This window comes from Streptomyces sp. NPDC100445 (assembly GCF_044759735.1).
Lineage (GTDB): Bacteria > Actinomycetota > Actinomycetes > Streptomycetales > Streptomycetaceae > Streptomyces.
Window position 1 is genome coordinate 152,626 of sequence record NZ_JBIVZV010000008.1, and the last position, 22,133, is coordinate 174,758.

Here is a 22,133-nt window from a genome sequence, read left to right on the forward strand (position 1 = left end):
GGGCGGGGCGGCGACCGGTCAGACGGCCGGCCGGTGGACCACCCGGCCGAGCGCGCCGGGCAGCGCCGCCCGGGAGGGGATGTCGAGCTTGCGGTAGACGCGGCCGAGGTGGGTCTCCACCGTCCTGGTGCTGACGAACAGCTGCTCCGCGATCTCCTTGGTGCGCTTGCCCCCCGCGGCCAGCTCCGCGATCTCCCGTTCCCGCTCGGTGAGAAGGGCCACCGCCGCCCGGGCACCGCTGTCCGGCGCGGTCGCGTCGGCCGCACCGGTGGCGGCGCGGGTCGCCGGCAGCAGGGTCCTGGCCCTCGCCGCCTCCTCCCGGATCCGCTGCGCGCCACAGGCACGACCGGCCTTCCCCGCCACGTCGAGCCACTCCAGCGCCTGATCGGTGCCGTGGGCCGCCTGGGCCGAAGGCGCCCCGGTCACCAGGGTCCAGGCGTGTTCCACCGGCAGACCCGCGCGGCGGAACGACTCCGCGGCCTCGTGGAACAGCTCTGCCGCCGGGCCGTGTTCCCCCTCGGCGGCGTGCAGCGTCGCGCGGGCCCGGCGCACGTGTTGGTGTTGCAGCGGCAGCCCCAGCCGTTCGGCCACCGCCTCTCCCGTCCTGGCCCAGTCGCGTGCGCCGTCGATGTCACCGCAGCGCAGCGCCGCGAGGCAGGCGAGGGCCAGCAGGGAGGGCTGCCAGGCTCGCAGCAGCCGCTCCAGCCGCGGGCCGCCCCCTTCGACGAGGGTGCGCAGACAGCCCGCCGGGTCCCCGCCGTAGAACTGGACGTGGGCGCGCAGGCCGACCGCCACGGCTGCCCGCCAGCCCCGCTTGCGCAGTGCCAGGGCCAGCCCCTCCCCGGCGAGGTCGAGGAGCCTGTCGGCGTCCCGCCTCGGACGTGTCCACAGCAGCCCCGTCGCCCGCAGGATCATGGCGACCCCCGCGGCCTCGTCGGCCCCGCTGGTCCGGGCGAGCACCTCGGCCTCCCCGGCACGCCGGCACAGCGACTCCAGGCGGCCCGTCAGCTGGTCGAGATGGCACAGGGCCACCAGCTGGTTGACCCGGATGAACCTCCGGGTGGCACCCGTGGTCGCCTGAAGTCCTCGCTCCAGATGCCGGTAGGCGTCGTGGAACCGCTCCTGGAACAACTCCGCGCAGCCGAGCATCGCCAGGACGTCGGGCATGGTGACGGCGGCGGCGTCGGGCAGGGCGTCCACGATCCGCGCGCACCCGGTGACCTCGGCGACGGCCTCGGGCAGCAGTCCCAGCTGGGTGTCGCCGAGGGCGGCCAGAGCCCGCAGGTAGGGCACCGCGGGTCCGCCGGTCTCCGCCGCCCCGGCCGCCTCACGGACCACGTCACGTGCCTCGCCGTAGGCACCCCGGAACAACTGCACCCGCCCGTACGCGGTGACCAGTTCGGCCATCGGTGCCGGCAGCGGGACCGGCAGCGGGCGGGGGAGGAGGTCGAGTGCCGTACGGACCACCGCCTCGGCCTCCTGGTGGCGGCCCAGCAACCGCTCCAGCTCCCCGCAGACGGCGTAGGCGCTCAGCCGCAGGTCCGCGGGGAGGTCCGCCCGGTGCCGGAGCACATCGTGGACCAGCGAACGGGCCTCCTGGAGGCGGCCCACGGCGGTGAGGGCCCGGCAGCAGTCGAGCGCCAGGGCGACCCGCGGGGCGCTGACCCTGTCCCCGGCGGGCAGGTGGTCCAGCGCCAGCCGCAGCCAGCGGGCGGCGACGGCCGGGGACGCGGCCATCGCCTCCGCCGCGCCCTCCACCAGGGCCTGCCGGGTCTCCGCGCGGCCCGCGCCCACCAGGTGCTCGGCCTGCCGGGCCCGCCGGAGCGCCGGCGCCCCGCGCGCGGTGAGCAGGTCCAGGGCGCGCCGATGGGCGTTGACGCGCAGGGACGGCGACGCGTGTTCCAGGGCGACGTGGCCGAGCACCGGGTGGCGGAAGGCGTAGCCGCCGCCCCAGGGCAGCGGCCGTATCAGGTCGGCGTCGACGAGTCGGGTGAACGCCCCGAGCGTCCGCTCCAGACCGAGACCGGAGACCGCCGCGACGTCGTCCGGCAGGAACGGGTCCCCGAGGACGGCGGCGACGTGGACCGAGGCGGCGGCGTCGGCGGTGAGGGAGTCCAGCTCGGTGACGACGGAGACGGCCTCCCGGAGCATGCCGTCCCGGTCCGGACCGGCGCTCAGCGGCCACTCGTCCGGGTCCCACCGCGCCGCGACCAGAATGCGCAGCATCCGCGGGTTGCCGCCGGACGCGGCGTGCAACCGCTCGGCGTAGGCGGCGTCGACCACGGGCGACGGGAAGGCCCGCCACTCGGTGTACGCGTGGTCGGGCGCGGCGGGAGAGGGGGCGTAGGAGGAGGTGGGGCCGGTGCGGGGCCCCGCGGCGCCGAGCACGGCGGAGGCCGCCCGGAGGTCCAAGGGGGGCGGGGTGAGGCGGACGACCGAGCCGGTCTCCACGCCGTGTTCGAGCGCCTCCCTCAGCACCGGGCCGGACCGGCGCGGGCGGTGCGCCAGTGCCAGGACGAACGGGCCGGGCGGGGGCGTCCGCGCGAGCCGCGCGAGCAGTTCCGCGGACCGCGCGTCGCACAGGTGCACGTTGTCGAGGACGACCACGCCGCCGCGCCGCGCCGCCCAGCGCCCCAGTACGTTGCGCACCTCGGCGTCCGCCCCGGCGCCGGGTTCCCGGCCGGCCGGGAACTCCCGCGGCTCCAGGGCGTGCAGCAGTTCCGCGATGAGCTGACCGGGGAATGACGTACCGCGTGCGGCGTGGGCTCGCGCGGTCCGTGCGCCCGCCCCGGCCGCCCGCTCGGCGAGCACGCCGAGCAGGGCCGTCTTGCCGATCCCCGGCTCGCCGGTGACCTCCAGGACCGCTCCCCGGCCCTCGGTCAACGCCTCGACGACCCCGGCGAGACACGCGATCTGCGGGTCCCGGCCGGCGAGCACGGTGCCGCCCTCATGGGCCGGGTCCTCGGGGGCCACGTGACCCTCCCCCTTCCCATGGACGCGCACACGAGCCAGGTCACCCTCGGGTGCCGGCGGTTCGGATATTAACCGATCGTTCCGAGACGACCCCGAGAGCCGCCGCGGGCGGGATGATCGACCGAGGCTCGGCTGAGCGCCACCATCCAGCGTCTCGCCGACGGATGACGCGCGACGCCGAGGCTGCCCGGATGGTTGACCGGCCCAGGCGTTTCTCACCGGTGCGGTACGCCGGGCGGAGGCGCGCAACGGCCCACGGCCTCGGCGTTCACCGATCAGCTGTCCGGTGCACCACTGCCGGGCCGGCTCACGTACACACGTCTGACAAGAAGTTGTCACACGCCGACCGGAATGCCCGCCCCGCCGGGGCACGTTCCGACCGGCATGACTGTTGGAGTAGCACTCGACGCCTCCGGGGCGCGGAACCAGGTCGACGCCACCGTGGAGCTGGCCCGGGAAGCCGCGGCCGCCGGTCTGCGGTCGGCCTGGTTCGGCCAGACCTTCGGCGCGGACTCGCCCCAGCTCGCGGCGATCGTCGGACGCGAGGTACCCGGACTGCACGTGGGCACCTCGGCGATCCCCGTGTTCGGCCGGCACCCCCTGCTCGTCTCCAGCCAGGCCCAGACCGCCCAGGCCGCGACGCACGGCCGCTACCACCTCGGACTGGCCCTGGGGACCAAGCTGCTCACGGAGAGCGGCTTCGGCCTGCCCTTCGAGCGCCCCATCGCCCGCCTGCGCGAGTTCCTGACGGCCTTGCGGCAGTTGACGCAGACCGGCACGGCCGACTTCCACGGTGAGCTGCTCACCGCCACCACCCCGATCCCGGGCCGGGTACCGGGCGCCGAGGACGGCGTCCCGCTCCTGGTCGCCGCGATGGGACCGCAGGCGCTGCGGGTCAGCGGCGAGCTGGCGGACGGCATCCTGCCGTACCTGGCGGGCCCGCGTGCCCTGGCGGACCATATCGTCCCCGCCCTCACCGCCGCGGCGGAGGCCGCCGGCCGGCCGGCGCCCAGGATCGTGGCCCTGGTGCACGGCGTGGTCACGGACGACGTGGCGGCGGTGCGGGCGAAGGCCACCGACGACCTGGCGTTCTACGAGCAGATCCCGTCCTACCGGCGGGTCGTCGAACTCTCCGGCGGCCGCCGGGCCGCCGACGTGGCGGTGATCGGCGACGAGAAGACGGTCGAGGCGGAAGTACGGCGTTACCGCGACGCCGGCGCCACCGAGGTGATCTTCTCGGGCACCGGGATCGCGGGAGAGGAGGACCGCCGCCGCACCTGGGCGCTCCTCGGCGAACTGGCCGGGTGAGCGGGCCCGGCCGCCACGCCGAGCGCTGTGCTCCGGGGCGACCCCGGACACCGCTGATACCACCGACTCCACGTCGCTGACCAGCGCGTCGGCGCCATGTTCAGGTCGCGTTCAGGTCCGTCCCCGTCTCGGGCAACTCCCGTACCGGAAGCGCCAAAACTCTGGCAAAGAGGTCTGGGGCGCGGGCCGGGGGCCATGTCATGGTGCCTGCCATGTCGACTGATCACCTCACTTATGACCGGCCCGCGGGCCACCTCCGGCACGCGGCGAGCAAGGTGCCGGAGGTGACCGTCTACTTCTGGATCATCAAGGTGCTGACGACCGGCATGGGCGAGACGGCCTCCGACTGGCTGGCCCACCTGCTCGGCCCGATCCCCGCGGTCGGTCTCGGCGGCATCGCCCTGGTGGCCGCCCTGGCGGTGCAGTTCGCCGTCCGGCGTTACGTGGCCTGGGTCTACTGGACGGCGATCGTCATGGTCAGCGTCTTCGGCACGATGGCCGCCGACGTCCTGCACGTCGGTCTCGGCGTGCCCTACACGCTGTCGACCCCGTTCTTCATGGCCGCGCTGGCCGCCGTCTTCGTCCTCTGGTACCGCGCCGAACGCACCCTGTCCATCCACAGCGTCCACACCCGGCGCCGCGAGACGTTCTACTGGGCCGCCGTACTGGCCACGTTCGCGCTGGGCACCGCCGCCGGTGACCTCACGGCCACGGTCGGCCTCGGCTACCTGGGCTCCGCCGTCCTGTACGCCGCCGCGATCGCCGTCCCGGCCGTCGCCCACCGGTGGGGGAGCCTGAACGCGGTGGCCGCGTTCTGGGCCGCGTACGTCATCACCCGCCCGCTCGGCGCCTCCGTCGCCGACTGGATGGCCGTCGGCCACGGCAGGGGCGGACTCGGCCTGGGCCTGGGCCCGGTCACCCTGTCCTGGACGGTCGCCATCCTCGGCTTCGTCGGCTACCTGGCCACCTCCCGCAAGGACGTCCGGCGCGACAGCACGCGTGATGTGCCGGGGGCGCCCGGTGCGGCCGACCTCACCCGGCAGGCGGGCTGACCACGAACCGGGCCTCGGGGGTGTGTCCGGGACCGTGCCACACCTCGCCGCCGGCGGAGCGGGCCGGCCGTCGCGCCGGCGGCAGGCCCAGGCCCGCTCCGCCGTGTCCGTCGCCGACGACCTCGACCCGTACGCCGTCGGGTGCGGCGGCAAGGCCCGAGCCGTCGACGGTGACCGTCAGGTGCGGAGGCACGTGCGGGGGTCCGGCGAGTCCGTCCAGCGTGGGAACACCTCGTCGGTGCCCGGCGCGGTGAGCAGTCCCTCGCGGGCGTCGGCCGGCAGGGTGTCGCAGATGGTGCGCACGGACCGGACGGCGTCCGCGATGACCCCGTGGGTGACGGCTCCGCCACCGGTCGAGTTCGGCGATGATCCGGCTCAGCGGCGTACGCAGCTCGTGCGAGAGCTGACCGGTGAGTCGGCGCTCTTGGCGCGGGAGGGTGCGATCACGGTCCGGCAGGGCGTCCGGCGACGAGCAGAGGCGGGCGAGTTCGACCGGCCGGCGCGTGCCGCCGAAGCGGTCCTCCGAGGCGACGGCACTCCACCGGGCGGCCTGGTCGGTCATGGTGCGGACCGCTGGCCGGCATAGATCCACACGTCGGCGCCGAGGGGCTCGTCGTGGAAGGCCCCCGGCACGCGCACCGTCGTGCCGCCGGTGTCGACGGCCGTCGCGACGGCGGCGGCACGGGCGCGCGACTCGTCGTCGGCCCGGTGCCGGAGGCACTATTGGGCGACGACGTCGAAGGCCGCGGTGAGGCCCAGCGCTACCGGCGTGGCCGTGGTGACGGCGACGAGGGAGGGCCGGCCGCGCAGCGTGCGGGGCCCCGCACGGCGGAGCAGCGCGGTCACGGCGAGCCGCGGCCGGTGACGGGCGCCGCTCACGACAGCCGGTGACCGATCCCGCGGGCGGTGCCGATAGTCCGCTCGCTGCCCGCCTCGCGCAGCTTGCGGCGCAGTCGGGTCAGATACTGATCGAGGGTGTTGTCGTGCACGCGGGCACCCTCGTGCCAGCCCGCCCGGACCAGATCACGGCGCCGCACGATGCCGCCGGAAGCCGCCATGAGCGCGGCCAGGAGACGGAACTCGGTCGGGGTCAGATCGACTGGGGTGCCCCGGACGCTGACCACGTGCCGGACGGCGTCCAGTGCCAGGTCTCCGGCCGCGGGAGCGGGCGGCGTGGCCCGCCTGAGGGCAGCCCGCAGGCGGGCGGCGAGTTCGGCGAGATGGAACGGCTTGGGCAGGTAGTCGTCGCCTCCGGCCGAGAACCCGGACAGCCGGTCGCTCAGCCGGTGATGGGCGGCCAGGAAGACGACCGGGGAGAGGAAGCCGTTCGCGCGCATCGCCCGGCACACGTCCCGCCCGTCGGCATCGGGCAGCCCGATGTCGAGCACGGCGGCGCAGACACCGGCGCTGGCCAGCCGCAGGGCGGTGGCGCCGTCCGGCGCGGGCACGGTGTCGAAATCCTCGTCGCGCAGCCCGCGCATCAGCACGTCACGCAGGGCGTGATCGTCCTCGACGACCAGGATCGTCCGGCGCATGGCCCTCCCTCCGCTCTCGTGCCACGTCCGTCCGGGACCCGTGCCGTGTCCGTTCGGCCTCCACCGTGCGGCCATCGGCTCCGCCCTCGTGCGCCGGATCGATCCGTGCCCGGGTTCGTCGTGCCCAGGGCCAGCCTGGTGGGGGAACCGGCGGCCGGGCGCCCGGCACACCGACGGCGAACCGTGACGACGTCTACTGAACTGTAGACGATGGCGGGGTGCGGAACGGTCCCGTGGCGGACGGGAGAGGTGAGAGGCGGCGGGCCGGCGAGCGCGAGGCGCCCGTGGCCGGTCCCGACACATGGACCCGGTTTCAGGGGCCCGCCGTGGGGACCGGGCCGTGCCGGAGGTGACTGACGATGCGGCTCGCGGCACTCTTCTGGAGGAGTCCGTAGGCGAGGACCGGCAGCAGCAGATGCGGTTTGTCGGGCAGGCACGTGGTGATCAGGACGGCGCTCGCGCTGCTGTTGTTCATGCCGCAGGCGAGCGTCAGTGACGAGGCGGTGCCCGCTTCCAGCCGCAGGACGTGCGCGGCGGCCCGGCCGACGGCGAAGGAGAGCAGGCAGGCCAGGGCCGCCACCGCCAGGGCGGCGATGAACAGCAGGGGGCGGGGCCGGGTGAGGGCGGAGCCGAGGGCGCCGCTGGCATTGACGTAGGTCAGCAGCAGCGAGCCGGTCAGCGCCATGGGCGTCACCGCGAGACGAAGGCGGCTCAGCAGGCCGGCGGGGAGCGCGAGCGCGCCCAGGAGGCCCCCCGCGCAGGGCAGGACCACGGTGGTCAGGCCGAATCCGCCCTGGGCCAGACGGCCGGTGGCGGTGAGGGTGTGGGCGTAGCCGCCACTGAGCAGCGGCGCCAGGGTCCTCAGCAGGAGCGGGACGGTGAGCGGGCTGAGGAGGGTGGAGGCCAGCACGAGGCCGACCATCGTCGGTTGGTCGCCGTCGCCCTTGTCGGTCCACACGGTGGCCCCCGCGGCGACGGGCATCGCCACGATCAGGATCAGCGCCGTGAGCAGTCCGCTTCCACCGTCGGCGTCGGGGGTGCGCCGCAACAGGAAGGCGACGAGCGGCACGACGGCCAGCGGGATCGCGAGGTGCAGCGCGAGCCCGGCGAGCAGGGCCTGGGGTCGCCGCAGCAGGCGGCCCAGCGCGCGGACGGGGACCTGGAGCCCGGCCGAGAACAGCACCAGACCCAGCAGGAGCGGCGTGGTGTCGACCGTCAGATGCGTCAGCGGTGAGGGATGGGGGCGGCGCAGCCACAGGCCGGGGCCGGGCAGGAACAGAGCGAGGGCGTAGGACAGGACGACGACGCGGCCGAGCCGGTGCCGCAGCCAGGAAGCGGCGCGGGTGTGCATGGGCCCATCGTGATCAGGCCCGGCCCGGAGAGGTGACAAGACCGCGCGGCGGTCAGGACATGTTCAGGTGACCGCCGGCAGCCCACGCCCGACGACCGCGGACGGGCATCCTCCGGGGAAGGACACGTCCAGTGGACCGCGGGTCGGCAGAGCCGCGCCTTCCGCCGAGGCCACCCGTCGCCACGGACGCCCGAGGGCAGGGACCCGTGGTCGTCGTACTCGTTGACAGGGTGCGCACAGGCCACAACACTGGCCAGCGGTCGACCGATTGGGAGCGCTCCCATGCTCAGGGCGGGGCGTTCCGTCGAACCGGAGACCGGATGCCCCAGCCTGCTCGTCCGCCATCTCGCGAGGAGCTCCAGACGTGATCAGACGCCGATCGTCCGCACTGGCCGTGATGGCCCTCGCCGCGGCCACGCTGACCGCCGTCCCGGTGGGCAGGGCCACCGCGGACGAGGTCGAACAGGTCAGGAACGGGTCGTTCACCACGGGCATGGACCCCTGGTGGACGACCCCGAACGTCACCGGGGAGCTCTCCGACGGGCAGCTGTGCGCGAACGTCCCCGGTGGCACGGCCGACCGCTGGGACGCGGCTGTCGGCCAGAACGACATCACGCTCGTGAAGGGAGAGTCGTACCGGCTCGGCTTCAAGGCCTCGGGTTCACCGGAGGGACACGTCCCGCGGGTGATCGTCGGCCTGTCGGTGTCGCCCTACGACACCTACTACGAGGTGAGCCCGCAGGTGAGCGTCTCGGGCAACACCTACTCGTACACCTTCACCTCGCCCGTCGACACCACGCAGGCCCAGGTGGGGTTCCAGCTCGGCGGGAGTGCCGATCCCTGGCGTTTCTGCGTGGACGACGTGTCGCTGCTCGGTGGCGTACCGCCCGAGGTGTACGAGCCCGACACCGGCCCGCGCGTCCGCGTCAACCAGGTGGCCTATCTGCCCTCGGGCCCCAAGAACGCGACTCTGGTCACCACCGCCACCGCGCGGCTGCCCTGGGAGTTGAAGAACGCCACGGGGACGACCGTCGCGCACGGGCGCACGGTGCCGCGCGGGGTCGACGCCTCCTCCGGCCAGGCCGTCCAGTCGATCGACTTCAGCTCCTACCACCGGCGGGGCACGGGCTTCACGCTGGTCGCCGACGGCGAGACCAGCCGTCCGTTCGACATCAGCCCGGCCCCGTACGGGCAGTTGCGGGCCGACGCGCTGAAGTACTACTACACGCAGCGCAGCGGCATCGAGATCCGCGACGCGTTGCGCCCGGGGTACGGGCGGCCCGCGGGGCACGTCGGCACGTCGCCGAACAAGGGTGACGTCGACGTGCCGTGCCAGCCGGGCGTGTGCGACTACCGGCTCGACGTCAGCGGCGGCTGGTACGACGCGGGCGACCACGGCAAGTACGTCGTCAACGGCGGTGTCGCCACCTGGCAGTTGCTGAACGAGTACGAGCGCTCGCGGCTCGCCCGCACCGGGCAGCCGGCGAAGCTCGGGGACGGCACGCTCGCCATTCCGGAGAGCGGCAACAAGGTGCCGGACATCCTGGACGAGGCGCGCTGGGAGCTGGAGTTCCTGCTCAAGATGCAGGTGCCGCAGGGCGAGCCGCTCGCGGGCATGGCCCACCACAAGATCCACGACGCGAACTGGACCGGGCTGCCGCTGCTCCCCGGCGACGACCCCCAGCAGCGCGAGCTGCACCCGCCGTCCACCCAGGCGACCCTCAACCTGGCCGCCACGGCCGCACAGGCCGCACGGCTGTACCGCCCCTACGACCGCGCGTTCGCCTCCCGGGCGCTCGATGCCGCCGAGAAGGCCTGGGCCGCGGCCCGGGCCCACCCCGAGATGTACGCGTCCGAGAGCGACGGGACCGGCGGCGGGGCCTACGCCGACGGCGACGCGAGCGACGAGTTCTACTGGGCGGCCGCCGAGCTGTACCTCACGACCGGCGAACAGCGGTTCGCCGACCACCTCCTGGCCTCCCCGCTGCACACCGCGGACGTCTTCGCCACCGGCTTCGACTGGGGCCGGACGGCCGCCCTGGGCCGGCTCGACCTCGCGACCGTCCCCAACCGGCTGCCCGGCCGCGACGGGGTGCGCCGCTCCGTGGTGAAGGCCGCCGACACCTACCTGGCCACCCTCGACGCGCACCCCTACGGCCTGCCGTACGCGCCCACCGGCAACGCCTACGACTGGGGTTCCAACAGCCAGATCCTCGACAACGCGCTGGTGATCGCCGACGCGTACGACATCACCGGTCGCACCGCCTACCGCGACGGCGCGGTGCAGAGCATGGACTACGTCCTGGGCCGCAACGCGCTCAACCAGTCGTACGTGACCGGTTACGGCGAGGTCGCCTCGCACAACGAGCACAGCCGCTGGTACGCCCACGAGCTGGACCCGGCCCTCCCGAACCCGCCGAAGGGAACGCTCGCGGGAGGCGCGAACTCCAGCATCCAGGACCCCTACGCCCAGGGGAGACTCCAGGGCTGCGTGGGACAGTTCTGCTACATCGACGACATCCAGTCCTGGTCCACGAACGAGACGGCCATCAACTGGAACGCGTCCCTCGCCTGGATGGCGGCCTTCGTCGCGGACCAGGGGGACGACTAGGCCTGCTGGTCACAACCACTCGAGCGGGATGATCGTCGGTGGTCGCCCTCAGGGTGACGATCATGAATCTGACAGCAGTGATGGTCAGGGTGGATCGTGCGGAACCGCAGGAGCTGGCCCGGTGGTGGGCCACTGCGTCGGGAGGCGAGATCGCCCAGGACCACGGCGACTTCGTCATCGTCGGAGCACAGCCTCTGGCATGGGGCTTCCAGCGTGTGGCCGAAGAGCGGCGGGGCAAGAACCGCGTACACGTCGACTTCGCCGCCGCGCCCGGCACAGGCCGGGCGGGGGAGGTGGAGCGACTGGTCGCCCTGGGCGCGAGCGTCGTGGGCGAGCACAGCATTCCGGGCCTCACCTGGACTGTGCTGAAGGACCCGGCCGGCAACGAGTTCTGCATCCACTGACCGGCACGGTCGCGGCGCGTGGCCGTCCGGTGGCCGGTGCGGGGTCTGCGACCGCGTTCGGGAACGGGCCGGTACCGCGGGCTGTCGTGCCGGTGCCCGGCGGCGATCAGCAGCGACGGCGGGTGACACCCCGCACCGGCGGCCGGCCGGCACCGTCTCCCCGGATCGCGCTCAGCGACAGTGCCGGTGCTGGTCCTCGCGTCACGCCGCGTGGACCAGGCCCTCCAACCGGGTCAGCAGCTCCGCACGTCCGCCGACGCCCGGGTCGCGGTGCACCGTGCTGACGAGCACTCCCTGATCGGGCGAATGTGACAGCAACACGGTTTCCGGCCCCTTCGGTGCGAACCGGGGAACAAGTCCTGACCGGGTCGACGCTCCGCGGCGGTCGATGTCGGGCAGGGGGTGATCCTGTGGGATTCGCACGGAGCGGGACGGCCGCCGCGGCGCCGGCACGGCCGTACTGAACGCCGGACCTGTGCCGACACGGCCCCGTGGGGCCGACCGTGGAGCCGGACTCCGGCCCGGGCCGTGCACAAGATCGCTCGCGACCCGGGCGCCGGCAGGGCCGCCTCGCTCACAGTGGCGCGGATGTCCGGCTGCTCCGACGGGTGGCCGGGGAGGCCACCGGCGGCATGCCCATGATGGCACCGGACGGCTGAATCGACCGCGGTTCCACCTGCCGCCTCCAGCCCTCGATCCCCCGTCAGGGACGGCCACGGACCGCGGCACCGTGCGCTGCGACTCGGGCACGGAGGGCTTCCGGTGACGTTTCCCTTCCATCGGGATGGTTACCCATGGTGTCGGGCCGTTCCCGCACACCCGCTGTTCCGGACGAGGTGGCCGAGGGCGGTCACGGCGTACGCAGGACCAGAAACGGAGTCTCCATGGCCAGCACGAAGGTGTCCGACTACATCCTCCGACGACTGCGCGAGTGGGATGTGGACCATGTTTTCGCCTACGCCGGCGACGGTATCAACGGCCTGCTGGCGGCCTGGGGACGGGCGGAGAACAAGCCGAAGTTCGTGCAGGCCCGGCACGAGGAGATGGCCGCCTTCCAAGCGGTGGGGTACGCGAAGTTCTCCGGCAAGGTCGGGGTGTGCGCGGCGACCTCGGGGCCGGGGGCGATCCACCTGCTGAACGGGCTCTACGACGCCAAGCTGGACCACGTACCCGTGGTGGCGCTGGTGGGGCAGACCAATCGCAGCGCGATGGGCGGCAGCTATCAGCAGGAGGTGGACCTCCAGAGCCTGTACAAGGACGTCGCCTCGGAGTTCTGTGAGACGGCGATGGTCCCGGAGCAACTGCCGAACCTGATCGACCGGGCGATCCGCACGGCGTACGCGAAGCGCACCGTCACCGCGATCATCCTGCCCGCCGACGTGCAGGAGCTGGACTACTCGCCGCCCACGCACGCGTTCAAGATGGTGCCGTCCAGCCTCGGCCTGGGGCGTTACGCGCCGGTGCCGGCGGACGAGGACCTCCAGCGGGCCGCCGACGTGCTGAACGCCGGTGAGAAGGTCGCCGTGCTGATCGGGCAGGGCGCGCGCGGGGCGCGTGCCGAGGTGGAGCAGCTCGCCGAGGTGCTCGGTGCCGGGGTGGCGAAGGCCCTGCTGGGCAAGGACGTCCTCCCTGACGACCTGCCCTATGTGACCGGCTCCATCGGCCTGTTGGGCACCCGGCCCTCCTACGAGCTGATGCAGGAGTGCGACACCCTGCTGATGATCGGTTCCAGCTTCCCGTACACGCAGTTCATGCCGGAACTGGACCAGGCGCGGGCGGTCCAGATCGACATCGACCCGCACATGATCGGCCTGCGTTACCCCTTCGAGGTGAATCTCGTCGGTGACTCCCGCGAGACGCTCCAGCGGCTGCTGCCGCTCCTGCGCCGCAAGGAGGACCGGAAGTGGCGTGAGGGGATCGAGAAGAACGTCGCCCGCTGGTGGGAGGTCATGCAGCGCCGGGCCGCCGTGGACGCCGATCCGGTCAACCCCGAGTACGTCGTCCACGCCCTGGACGGCAAGCTCCCCGACGACGTCATCCTCACGTCCGACTCCGGCTCCGCCGCCAACTGGTACGCCCGGCACCTGCGCCTGCGCGGCCGGATGCGCGGCTCGCTGTCCGGCACGCTGGCGACGATGGGACCCGGTGTGCCGTACGCCATCGGGGCGAAGTTCGCCCACCCCGACCGGCCGGCGATCGCCCTGGTGGGTGACGGCGCCATGCAGATGAACGGCATGATGGAGATGGTCACCGCCGCCAAGTACCACCACGAGTGGTCCGACCCGCGGCTGATCGTGGCGGTGCTGAACAACCGCGACCTCAACCAGGTCACCTGGGAGATGCGGGCGATGTCCGGCGCCCCGCAGTTCGAGGAGTCGCAGTCCATTCCCGATCTGCCGTACGCGGAGATCGCCCAGTGCATCGGCCTGGACGGGGTGCGGGTGGAGAAGCCCGAGCAGGTCGAGGCGGCGTGGGACCGGGCGCTGGCGGCCGACCGGCCGTTCGTCATCGACTTCCGCACCGACCCGGCCGTCCCGCCGATCCCGCCGCACGCCTCACTGGACCAGATCGAGGCGGCGGCCTCCGCGATCCTGCACGGCGACAGCGACCGCGGTTCCATGGTCAGGCAGGGGCTGAAGGCCAAGGTGCAGGAGATGCTGCCGGGCAGCCGGCACCGCGACGACCGGCCCGGCGCCGGGCCGCACGACAGCGCCGAAGGGAACAAGTGAGGCAGGCGACGCCACAGGGCCAAACGCTCCGGGACGGGCCGGTCGTGGAGCACCTGGCCGTCTCCGTGTACCGGGTCCCCACCGACCTGCCGGGTGGTGACGCGACCCTGACCTGGGACGCCACGACCCTCGTGCTGGTCGAGGCCACCGCGGCGGGCCGGACCGGCATCGGTTTCACCTACGGTTCGCCCGCCACCGCCCCCGTCGTCGAGCACGAACTGGCCGACCTCGTCGTCGGGCACGGCGCCTTCGACGTGCCCGCCGCCAACGACCGGATGAGCCGGGCGCTGCGCAACGCCGGCAGGCCGGGCATCGCCGCCGGTGCCGTCTCCGCCGTCGACATCGCGCTGTGGGACCTCAAGGCGCGCCTGCTGGACCTGCCGCTGGTGCGTTCGCTGGGCGCGGCCCGTGACGAGGTCGCGGTGTACGGCAGCGGCGGACTGACCACGTACGACGACGCCCAGCTCGAACGGCAGCTGCGCGGCTGGACCGACCAGGGCATCGAGCGGGTGAAGATCAAGGTCGCCGAGTCCTGGGGCCGCTGCGAGGCCCGCGACCTGCACCGCACCGCGCTGGCCCGCCGTGTCGTGGGTGACGCGGCCGAACTGTATGTGGACGCGAACGGCGGCTACACCCGCAAGCAGGCGGTACGGATGGCCGCCGCCATGGCCGGCCTCGGCGTCACCTGGCTGGAGGAGCCCGTCTCCTCCGACGACCTCACCGGGCTGCGTGAGGTGCGCGACGCCGTCACCGCCGATGTCGCGGCCGGTGAGTACGGCTATGCCCTCCCGTATTTCGCCCGGATGGCGGCCTCGGGTGCCGTCGACTGCCTCCAGGCCGACGTCACCCGCTGCGGCGGCATCACGGTCTGGCTCCGCGTCGCGGCCGTCGCCGAAGGGCTCGGGCTGCACATCTCGGGCCACTGCGCCCCGCACCTGCACGCCCACGTCGCCGCGGCCGTGCCCAACACGCGGCATCTGGAGTGGTTCCACGACCACGTCCGGATCGAGAACCTGCTGTTCCACGGCACGCTCGACCCGCGGGGCGGCACCGTCACGCCCGGTGCCTCGGGCGAACCGGGCCACGGCCTCACCCTGGACCGGGCGGCCGCCGACCGCTACCGCACCGCATGAACACTCGCGCTCACCCGCTCACCCGTCGTGCGCCGACGGGCCCGCGACGGTTCGAGCGGACCCGTTCGGCGTGCGGGCCGGCGGGCCTGTTCGCGGAGGAGTACGACGTGGCCCAGCGCCAGGACGAGATCTCCGCCACGGGTTGGTGAGGAGCCGGGCACGCCTGTCCGCGCCGCCCGGGGCCGCCGGGACGCGGAGGCCCGGTCTCAGTGCCGACGGCGGCCCGCGCGACGCCTGCGCCACACGCCGGTCAGTACCGCCAGCGCCCCCGCGGCCGCGCCGGCGGCGCCCAGCGGCAGCAGACCCCGTGCCCCGGGAGCCTCCGGCCGTTCCGGCACCACCGTCTGCCCCCTCAGCCCCGCCGCCAGCACTTCCGCCAGGTGCAGGGGGGTACGTCCGGTGTCCGCCTGGTCGACCTGGGTACGGCAGCTGAAGCCGTCCGCGAGAACCAGCGTCGCCTCGTCGGCCTCCCGCACGGCGGGCAGCAGTCCCGCCTCGGCGCAGGCCATGGAGACGTCGTAGTGGCCCTTCTCGAAGCCGAAGTTGCCGGCGAGTCCGCAGCAGCCGGCGTCCAGTACGTCGGCGTCGACCCCGGCGCGTTCGAGGATCTTCCGGTCGGCGTCGAAGCCCATGACCGCGTACTGGTGGCAGTGACGCTGGACCACCGCGCGGGCGTCGACGCGCGGCGGCTGCCAGTCCCCGGCGCGTTCCACGAGGAGTTCGGCCAGTGTGCGGGTCTGCTCGCGCAACCGGTCGATGTCGGGGTCCTTCGGCAGGAGTTCGGCGGCGTCCGCGCGGAAGACGGCGGTGCAACTGGGTTCCAGGCCGACCACGGGAGTGCCGCGGCGCAGGTCCTCGCGCAGCACGTCGATCGTGTGGCCGAGGACACGCCTGGCGACGCCGAGCTGCCCGGTGGAGATCCAGGTCAGACCGCAGCACACCGCCGCCTCGGGCACCTTGACCCGGAAACCCGCCGCCTCCAGGACCTCGACCGCCGCCCTGCCGATCGCCGGGTGGAAGTGGTCGGTGAAGGTGTCGGGCCACACCACGACCTCGCCCCGGCTTCCCCCACCGCGCGATCCTCCCCGCTCGCGCCACCAATCGGTGAAGCGCTGTTCGGTGAAGACGGGCACATCGCGCTCAGGGGCGACACCACCGAGCGCCTTCGCCGCGCGGGCCACCCACGGCACCGCCGTCAACGCGTTGACGGTACGGGGAGCGAGGGCGACGACCCGGGCGACCGCCGGCAACCAGCCCATGGAGTAGTGCGCGAGCGGCCGCAGCCGCCCCTTGTAGTGGTGGTGCAGGAACTCCGCCTTGTAGGTCGCCATGTCCACGTTGACCGGACAGTCCGTCCTGCACCCCTTGCAGGCCAGGCACAGGTCGAGCGCGTCGTGGACCGCCTCGGACCGCCAGCCGTCGGTGATCGGTGAGTCGCCGTCGTTGTTGACCATCTCGAACAGCAGCCGGGCACGGCCCCGGGTGGAGTGCTCCTCCTCCCGGGTGGCCCGGTAACTGGGGCACATCACGCCACCCTCGGAGGAGCGGCACTTGCCGACGCCGACGCAGCGGGCGGCGGCACGGCTGAACTTGCCGTCGTCGTGCGGGAAGGCGAAGACGGTCTCCGGCTCCCAGGGCAGGTAGTCCGCGCCCAGGCGCAGGTTCTCGTCCAGGCGGTACGGCAGGACGATCTTCCCGGGGTTCATGCGGTCGCCCGCGTCGAACAGGCCCTTCAGCCGCTCGAACCCCTCGATCAGTTCCGGCCCGAACATCTTCACCAGCAGCTCGCCCCGCGACTGGCCGTCCCCGTGCTCGCCGGACAGCGATCCCCCGTAGGACACGACCAGGTCGGCGGCCCTCTCCACGAAGGCGCGCATCCGGCCGATGCCCTCCTCCGACTCCAGGTCGAAGGGGATACGGGTGTGGACGCAGCCGTGGCCGAAGTGGCCGTACACGGACGGATGCCCGTAGTCGAACTCCTCGTACAGCCGTTTGAGGTCGCGCAGGTAGTCACCGAGCCGGTCGACCGGGACGGCGGAGTCCTCCCAGCCCTCCCACGTGTCGGGCTTGCCGGGCACGTGCGCGGTGGCGCCCAACCCCGACTCGCGGACCAGCCACAACTCGTGCACGTGCTGCTCGTCGTCGTACCAGGTGTGGTCCACATCGTCCGGTTTGGCGTCGATCAGCGCCCGGGCCTTGGCCTCGACCGCCTCCCGCGTGTCCGCGGTGAACTGCACCATCAGGTAGGCGCGGCCCTCGGGCAGCTCCTTCAGCGCCTCCGGGTTGAGGTGTTTCTCCTGCTGGAAGTGGACCAGCTGGTGATCCACGCCCTCCAGTGCCGCCGGGCCGTGTTCCAGGACGGCCGGCACGTGGTCGGCCGCCTGGCAGATGTCCTTGTAACCGAGCACGACCAAGGCGGTGTGCTTCGGTACCGGAACGAGTTCGAGTTCCGCGCGCACCACGGTGACCAGCGTGGACTCCGATCCGGTCAGGAGTCCGGCGACGTCGAAGCCGTGCTCGGGCAGCAGCGAGTCGAGGTTGTAGCCGGACACCCGTCGAGGGATGTCGGGGAAGCGCTCGCGCACCAACCCGGCGTACCGGTCCCGCAGGGCCACCAGTCCGCGGTACAGCTCGGCCTCCCGCCCCTCGGCGGCGGTCAGCCGTTCCAGTTCGCCGTCGTCCGTCCGCCCCACCCACATCCGCACACCGTCGTAGGTGAGCACCTCCAGGCGGTGCAGGTTGTCGACGACCTTGCCGTACGCCTGGGCCGTCGACCCGCACGAGTTGTTGCCGATCATCCCGCCGATGGTGCAGTTCGGATGGGTGGCCGGCCGGGGCCCGTACATGAGCCCGTGCTCGGCGAGCTGCCGGTTGAGGTCGTCCAGGACGATGCCCGGCTCGACCACGCAGCGCCGGTTCTCCGGGTCCACCGACACCAGCCGGTGGCAGTACTTGGTCCAGTCGAGCACCACCGCGGTGTTGCAGCACTCGCCCGCCAGGCTGGTGCCGCCGCCACGGGACAGCAGCGGTGCCCCGTGCTCCCGGCAGACCGCCACCGCCTCCACGGCCGCCTCCACCGTGCGCGGGACGACCACCCCGATCGGTACCTGCCGGTAGTTCGACCCGTCCGTCGAGTACGCCGCGCGCGTACCCGCGTCGAAGCGGACCTCCCCGTCGACCCGTGCGCGCAGATCGTGCTCCAGAGCGCGCACGTCGGTCTGCGCCTGCGGGCGCCTGACGACGGGCAGGGGCAGGTCGACGGGTTCCATGCGCGACACTCTCACTCCACTCGGCGACGGGTGATCTGTTGACGGCAGCGGGCGGAAGGCACTGGGGCGGACGGGTGCGGACGGGGCGAGACGGTCTTCTTGGCCTGACGGACCTTGTCGCCCGACTTCATCAGCTTGCGCCGCTCGTCCCCGGGGGCGCCAGGGCCTCGATCCTCCCGAACAGCTCATCGACCTCGCGGTGATCGGTGGTCAGTCCCCCGATGACGTCCCCACCGTGTCCCATGGGTGTTTCCTTCGTTCGCGCGGCCCGTCAGGAATGCCTCGACTGTGTATCCAGGCTCCCGCGCCCGCAAACCTGGTGGGCATTCGGCGCATCGGTGTCACCGCGGGGCAGCCGCTCGGTCGTGAGAGTTCTGCGGGGGACCTGTGAGCGGGACGCTCCGGGGCGGCCTGCACGTCACGACGAGAACAGCCCGCGCGGAGTCCGTCTGTACGATGCGCGGGCGTCGTGCTTGACCTCCCTGGCGTACGACGCGGTGTCGGATCGCCCGCTCGCCATGTGGGCCGGGCACACGGACGTGCGGACGACGGGGACGCGGTACGTGAAGCCGGACGCGGCGGACCTGCTTCCAGCAGCGGAGGCATGGGGAGGTCTCCCGGGGGCGTGCGCTCCGGCGCGGCTTCGGCGTGAGATCGGCTGCGACGGCGCGCACGATGCGGTCGGCTCCTCATACAGTCCGTGTTCCTGAGACGCTTTCTCACGACCTTGACGCCGCGGCCGGAATGGCGCAGGTCCGCAACATGCTGCGAGCCTTCGCATGGTCCCGCCCCCGGGCCACGCCCAGCGCCGTCGTCACCCAGCTCGACGAAGCCGTGAAACACATAGCCGAGGTCCGCATGGCCACCATGATCCTGGCCACCCTCGTCCTGGCCGACGACCGGTTGTGGCGATTGTCCCGGACGAACGCCGGCCACCCTCCCCCTCTGCTGGTCAGCCACGACGGTCAGGCCCGCTACCTCATCGACGCTCACGGCATTCTGCTCGGGACCGGAGTCGGTCGGCCCCGCCCCGATGCCGTCACCGTCCTGCCGCCCCGCGCCACCGTCCTGCTCTGCACCGACGGCCTGGTCGAGTCTCCGCACCACTCCATCGACCAGGGACTGGACCGGTTGCGCCGACACGCGGCCTCTCTTGCCCACCGCCCTCTGGATTCCTTCTGCGACGTACTGCTGGAACAGGTACGCCCCGACGACAACGACGACGACGTCGCCATGCTGGCACTGCGCACGCCCCCTCGCGCATAGACCGGTGGTCATGAAGAGCGCTTCGGCACCGGTCGGCGGCCACCGGACAGTCCGGCACACGACACGAGCTGAGCAGTCAGGCGCGCTGCCTTCACCAAGCCCTCCACGGCAGGTTGGCCGGCAAGCCGTCGTCACTCGGTGCTTCGTCCAGCCCAGCGGACGCCGCGGCCGCCGTAGCTGGAAGACGGACCGCAGCAAGCCCGGCATGGTGCTCATGTCAAAGAGGGGGACTGGGTCCGGGAAGGGCGGTGTCAGTTGATCCGGGCGTACTCGCGGAACTCCCAGTCGGTGACGTACCGGTGGAACCGGGCGAGTTCGTCCCGCTTGAAGGTGAGGAAGCCGTCGACGAACGACTTGCCGAGGGCGTCGACGAGCTGATCGTCGGCCTGCAGGGCGTCGAGGGCCTGGCCGAGGTCGGTGGGTAGCCGGTCGGCGGTCCCGGTGTCGGCGGCGAGGCCGGTGGCAGGCGCCGGAGGCTCGGCCGCGGCAGTGATGCCGAGGTGGATGGCGGCCAGGAGGCCGGCGACGGCGAGGTACGGATTGGCCGTGGCGTCGCCGAGGCGGACTTCCAGTCGGGATGCGGCACCGCGCTCCGGCGGGATGCGCACCACGGCGTTCCGGTTGTCCAGGCCCCAGTTGATCAGCCAGGGGGCGGTGGTGCCGGGGCCGAACCGCTTGTAGGAGTTGACGGTGGGGTTGAGCAGTGCGGACAGAGCCGGTGCGTGTACGAGGACGCCGGCCAGGGCGTGACGGGCCGTGGCCGAGAGGCCGTGGGCCTCGCGGGGGGCGTCGAAGACGTTGTTCCCGTCCGTGTCGATCAGGGAGACGTGCAGGTGGAATCCCGATCCGCCGCCTTCGTTGAAAGGCTTGGCCATGAACGTCGCCAGCCGGCCCTCGCTGCGGGCGAGTTCCTTGACCGCGGCCTTGAACCGGAAGGCGCGGTCCGCGGCGTTCAGTGCTGCCGAGTGATTGAGGTTGATCTCGAACTGTCCGTCGTCGAACTCGCGGTTGCCGCCGCTGACATCAAGGCCGAGGGCGTGCAGGGCGCGCACCGTGCGCAGAAGGTGTCCGTCCGGGTCGGCGCGGCGGCCGGTGGTGTAGACGTTCCCCGGGGCGGGGGCGTAGCGCCGCCACCCGGTGGGCGTGTCGGCGTCCGGCTCGAGCAGGACGTATTCCAGTTCGGGGCCGACGAGCGCGGTCAGGCCCGCGTTGTTCAGGCGGGTGAGAACCTGGCGCAACAGGTCCCTGGGCGATTCGGGCACGCTCCGGCCGGTGGCCGGGTCCCGGACGTCACCGATGCACCAGGCGACGTTCGGCTCCCACGGCAGCGGGACGACGGTGTCCAGGTCCGGGCGCACCAGGATGTCGGGCATGCCCGCCTGAAGGCCACCGGCGATGTCGGAGTGATCACCCAGGGCGCCGGTGTGATAGACGGCGCGGCTGAAGGCGAGGCCGTGCCCGGCCGCGTGCGGCAGGTGGTGCAGCAGGATGTCCCGGCTGCGGTCGGATCCCATCATGTCCGGGTAGGCGACGCGGAGGACATCGATCCCCTGGGCGTCGAGCGCCTCGATCGTCTGTCGGACCTGGCGGTCTGTGTGCGCGCTCAAGGGAACTCCAGGGAGGCGGTGAGGGCTTGCGTCTCGTCCGATGCGCCCGCACGGCATCCGTGCGGCCTCACGGCCGAGCGGTGGCGCCGGGACGTCATTCATTTGGTGTCAAACGATATGGGTCGGCTGCACCGCCCACAAGAGGGGGCACCCAGGTTCACCTGCCTCGGGTCACGGCCGAGGATGCCGGATCCGGCGGCTGTGGAGATACATTTGGCCGCAAATGAAACCTCGGCGGCCCCCGCCGCCCCGACGACGAGGAGAAGCCCGTGCCCGGGCCCCGCCGATCCATCACCGAAACCGAACGGGCCGTACAGCGGCGGCTGGGTGGCCTGACTCTGCAGCGCGAGGCCATGGCCGCCGTGGGCAACATCCACCGGGCGGCGGCCGCCGTCCGGCAGCACCTGGAGAACTCGGTGCTGCGTCCGCACGAGCTGACGTGGACCGGCTTCGTCGTGCTGTGGGTGCTGTGGATCTGGGGCGAGGCGGAAACCTGGTCCGTGGCCGAGGAGGCGGGGATCTCCAAGGGCACCCTGACCGGTATTTCGCGTACCCACGAATCGCGCGGCCTCGTGGCCCGTTCCCCGCACCCCGAGGACCGCCGCCGGGTCCTGCTCTCGCTGACCCCTGAAGGGGAAGAGCTCATGGAGAAGCTGTTCCCGGCCTTCAACGCCGAGGAGGCGTTCGTCGCCGCCCCGCTCAGCCCCGACCAGTGCCTCCAGCTTGCCGACAGTCTGCGTGTCATCGTCGGCCGGCTCGAGGAGCACGGTGAGCAGCGCAGGCGGGAGCTCCTCGACGGCGAAAGCCTCGCCCCACGACGCTCGGGCCGCCGCCCGCGCCCGTAGCCGGACCGCCGGAGGCCACGGCCCCCGACGACGTGCCGTTCTCGCCTCGG

Annotated in this window: 17 protein-coding genes and 1 pseudogene; 9 read left to right on the plus strand and 9 right to left on the minus strand. The window is 72.8% G+C overall.

The annotated features are described in order from the left end of the window. Nucleotides 1-18: 18 nt before the first annotated feature. Complete coding sequence (locus ACIQVT_RS20345) at nucleotides 19-2,973, minus strand: AAA family ATPase (RefSeq protein ID WP_403755291.1); 2,955 nt, start codon at nucleotides 2,971-2,973, stop codon at nucleotides 19-21. Nucleotides 2,974-3,357: 384 nt separating this feature from the next. Between ACIQVT_RS20345 and ACIQVT_RS20350 the strand changes: the two genes are divergently transcribed. Then, on the plus strand, nucleotides 3,358-4,281 hold the full coding sequence (locus ACIQVT_RS20350) for an LLM class F420-dependent oxidoreductase (RefSeq protein WP_403755294.1): 924 nt from the start codon (nucleotides 3,358-3,360) through the stop codon (nucleotides 4,279-4,281). Nucleotides 4,282-4,493: 212 nt separating this feature from the next. After that, complete coding sequence (locus tag ACIQVT_RS20355) at nucleotides 4,494-5,333, plus strand: hypothetical protein (protein ID WP_403755297.1); 840 nt, start codon at nucleotides 4,494-4,496, stop codon at nucleotides 5,331-5,333. Here ACIQVT_RS20355 and ACIQVT_RS20360 read toward each other — a convergent pair. The 5 genes from ACIQVT_RS20360 to ACIQVT_RS20380 all read right to left on the minus strand — a co-directional run bounded on the left by ACIQVT_RS20360 (nucleotide 5,314) and on the right by ACIQVT_RS20380 (nucleotide 8,219). After that, nucleotides 5,314-5,526 (minus strand): hypothetical protein, encoded by a 213-nt coding sequence (locus tag ACIQVT_RS20360; RefSeq protein WP_403755300.1) that lies wholly within the window; start codon nucleotides 5,524-5,526, stop codon nucleotides 5,314-5,316. The genes ACIQVT_RS20355 and ACIQVT_RS20360 overlap by 20 nt on opposite strands. Beyond that, nucleotides 5,511-5,636, minus strand: coding sequence for a hypothetical protein (locus ACIQVT_RS20365; protein ID WP_403755303.1), 126 nt, complete (start codon nucleotides 5,634-5,636; stop codon nucleotides 5,511-5,513). Before ACIQVT_RS20365 ends, ACIQVT_RS20360 begins: the two co-directional genes overlap by 16 nt. A gap of 417 nt (nucleotides 5,637-6,053) precedes the next feature. Then, nucleotides 6,054-6,212, minus strand: a complete 159-nt coding sequence (locus ACIQVT_RS20370) for a hypothetical protein (RefSeq protein WP_403755306.1) — start codon at nucleotides 6,210-6,212, stop codon at nucleotides 6,054-6,056. After that, nucleotides 6,209-6,868 (minus strand): response regulator transcription factor, encoded by a 660-nt coding sequence (locus ACIQVT_RS20375; protein ID WP_403755309.1) that lies wholly within the window; start codon nucleotides 6,866-6,868, stop codon nucleotides 6,209-6,211. Before ACIQVT_RS20375 ends, ACIQVT_RS20370 begins: the two co-directional genes overlap by 4 nt. Nucleotides 6,869-7,181: 313 nt before the next feature. Further along, on the minus strand, nucleotides 7,182-8,219 hold the full coding sequence (locus tag ACIQVT_RS20380) for a sodium-dependent transporter (protein ID WP_403755312.1): 1,038 nt from the start codon (nucleotides 8,217-8,219) through the stop codon (nucleotides 7,182-7,184). Between the two features lie 397 nt (nucleotides 8,220-8,616). Between ACIQVT_RS20380 and ACIQVT_RS20385 the strand changes: the two genes are divergently transcribed. The 5 genes from ACIQVT_RS20385 (at nucleotide 8,617) to ACIQVT_RS20405 (ending at nucleotide 15,245) form a co-directional block, all read left to right on the plus strand. Further along, a complete protein-coding gene (locus ACIQVT_RS20385) occupies nucleotides 8,617-10,830 on the plus strand; it encodes a glycoside hydrolase family 9 protein (RefSeq protein WP_403755865.1) in 2,214 nt (737 codons plus the stop codon). Between the two features lie 62 nt (nucleotides 10,831-10,892). Then, nucleotides 10,893-11,234, plus strand: coding sequence for a VOC family protein (locus tag ACIQVT_RS20390; RefSeq protein ID WP_403755315.1), 342 nt, complete (start codon nucleotides 10,893-10,895; stop codon nucleotides 11,232-11,234). 884 nt (nucleotides 11,235-12,118) lie between these two features. After that, nucleotides 12,119-13,963 (plus strand): thiamine pyrophosphate-requiring protein, encoded by a 1,845-nt coding sequence (locus tag ACIQVT_RS20395; protein ID WP_403755318.1) that lies wholly within the window; start codon nucleotides 12,119-12,121, stop codon nucleotides 13,961-13,963. Beyond that, entirely contained in the window at nucleotides 13,960-15,096 is a 1,137-nt protein-coding gene (locus ACIQVT_RS20400; protein WP_403755321.1) for an enolase C-terminal domain-like protein, read from the plus strand. The genes ACIQVT_RS20395 and ACIQVT_RS20400 overlap by 4 nt, the downstream gene beginning before the upstream one ends. After that, nucleotides 15,093-15,245, plus strand: a complete 153-nt coding sequence (locus tag ACIQVT_RS20405) for a hypothetical protein (RefSeq protein ID WP_403755909.1) — start codon at nucleotides 15,093-15,095, stop codon at nucleotides 15,243-15,245. Before ACIQVT_RS20400 ends, ACIQVT_RS20405 begins: the two co-directional genes overlap by 4 nt. A 57-nt stretch (nucleotides 15,246-15,302) precedes the next feature. Here ACIQVT_RS20405 and ACIQVT_RS20410 read toward each other — a convergent pair whose 3' ends face one another. Together ACIQVT_RS20410 and ACIQVT_RS20415 are read right to left on the minus strand one after the other, a co-directional pair. Further along, nucleotides 15,303-18,365, minus strand: coding sequence for an FAD-binding and (Fe-S)-binding domain-containing protein (locus tag ACIQVT_RS20410; protein ID WP_403755324.1), 3,063 nt, complete (start codon nucleotides 18,363-18,365; stop codon nucleotides 15,303-15,305). A 148-nt stretch (nucleotides 18,366-18,513) separates the two neighbouring features. Next, a pseudogene (locus tag ACIQVT_RS20415) lies at nucleotides 18,514-18,609 on the minus strand (hemerythrin domain-containing protein); the annotation flags it as partial. Between the two features lie 431 nt (nucleotides 18,610-19,040). Here ACIQVT_RS20415 and ACIQVT_RS20420 point away from each other — a divergent pair. Then, complete coding sequence (locus tag ACIQVT_RS20420; RefSeq protein WP_403755327.1) at nucleotides 19,041-19,631, plus strand: PP2C family protein-serine/threonine phosphatase; 591 nt, start codon at nucleotides 19,041-19,043, stop codon at nucleotides 19,629-19,631. Nucleotides 19,632-19,882: 251 nt separating this feature from the next. Here the strand turns inward: ACIQVT_RS20420 and ACIQVT_RS20425 are convergent, their stop codons facing one another. After that, a complete protein-coding gene (locus tag ACIQVT_RS20425) occupies nucleotides 19,883-21,238 on the minus strand; it encodes a glutamine synthetase family protein (RefSeq protein WP_403755330.1) in 1,356 nt (451 codons plus the stop codon). A 269-nt stretch (nucleotides 21,239-21,507) separates the two neighbouring features. Here ACIQVT_RS20425 and ACIQVT_RS20430 point away from each other — a divergent pair, with 269 nt between their 5' ends. Continuing rightward, nucleotides 21,508-22,083 (plus strand): MarR family winged helix-turn-helix transcriptional regulator, encoded by a 576-nt coding sequence (locus ACIQVT_RS20430; RefSeq protein ID WP_403755333.1) that lies wholly within the window; start codon nucleotides 21,508-21,510, stop codon nucleotides 22,081-22,083. Nucleotides 22,084-22,133: the final 50 nt, after the last annotated feature.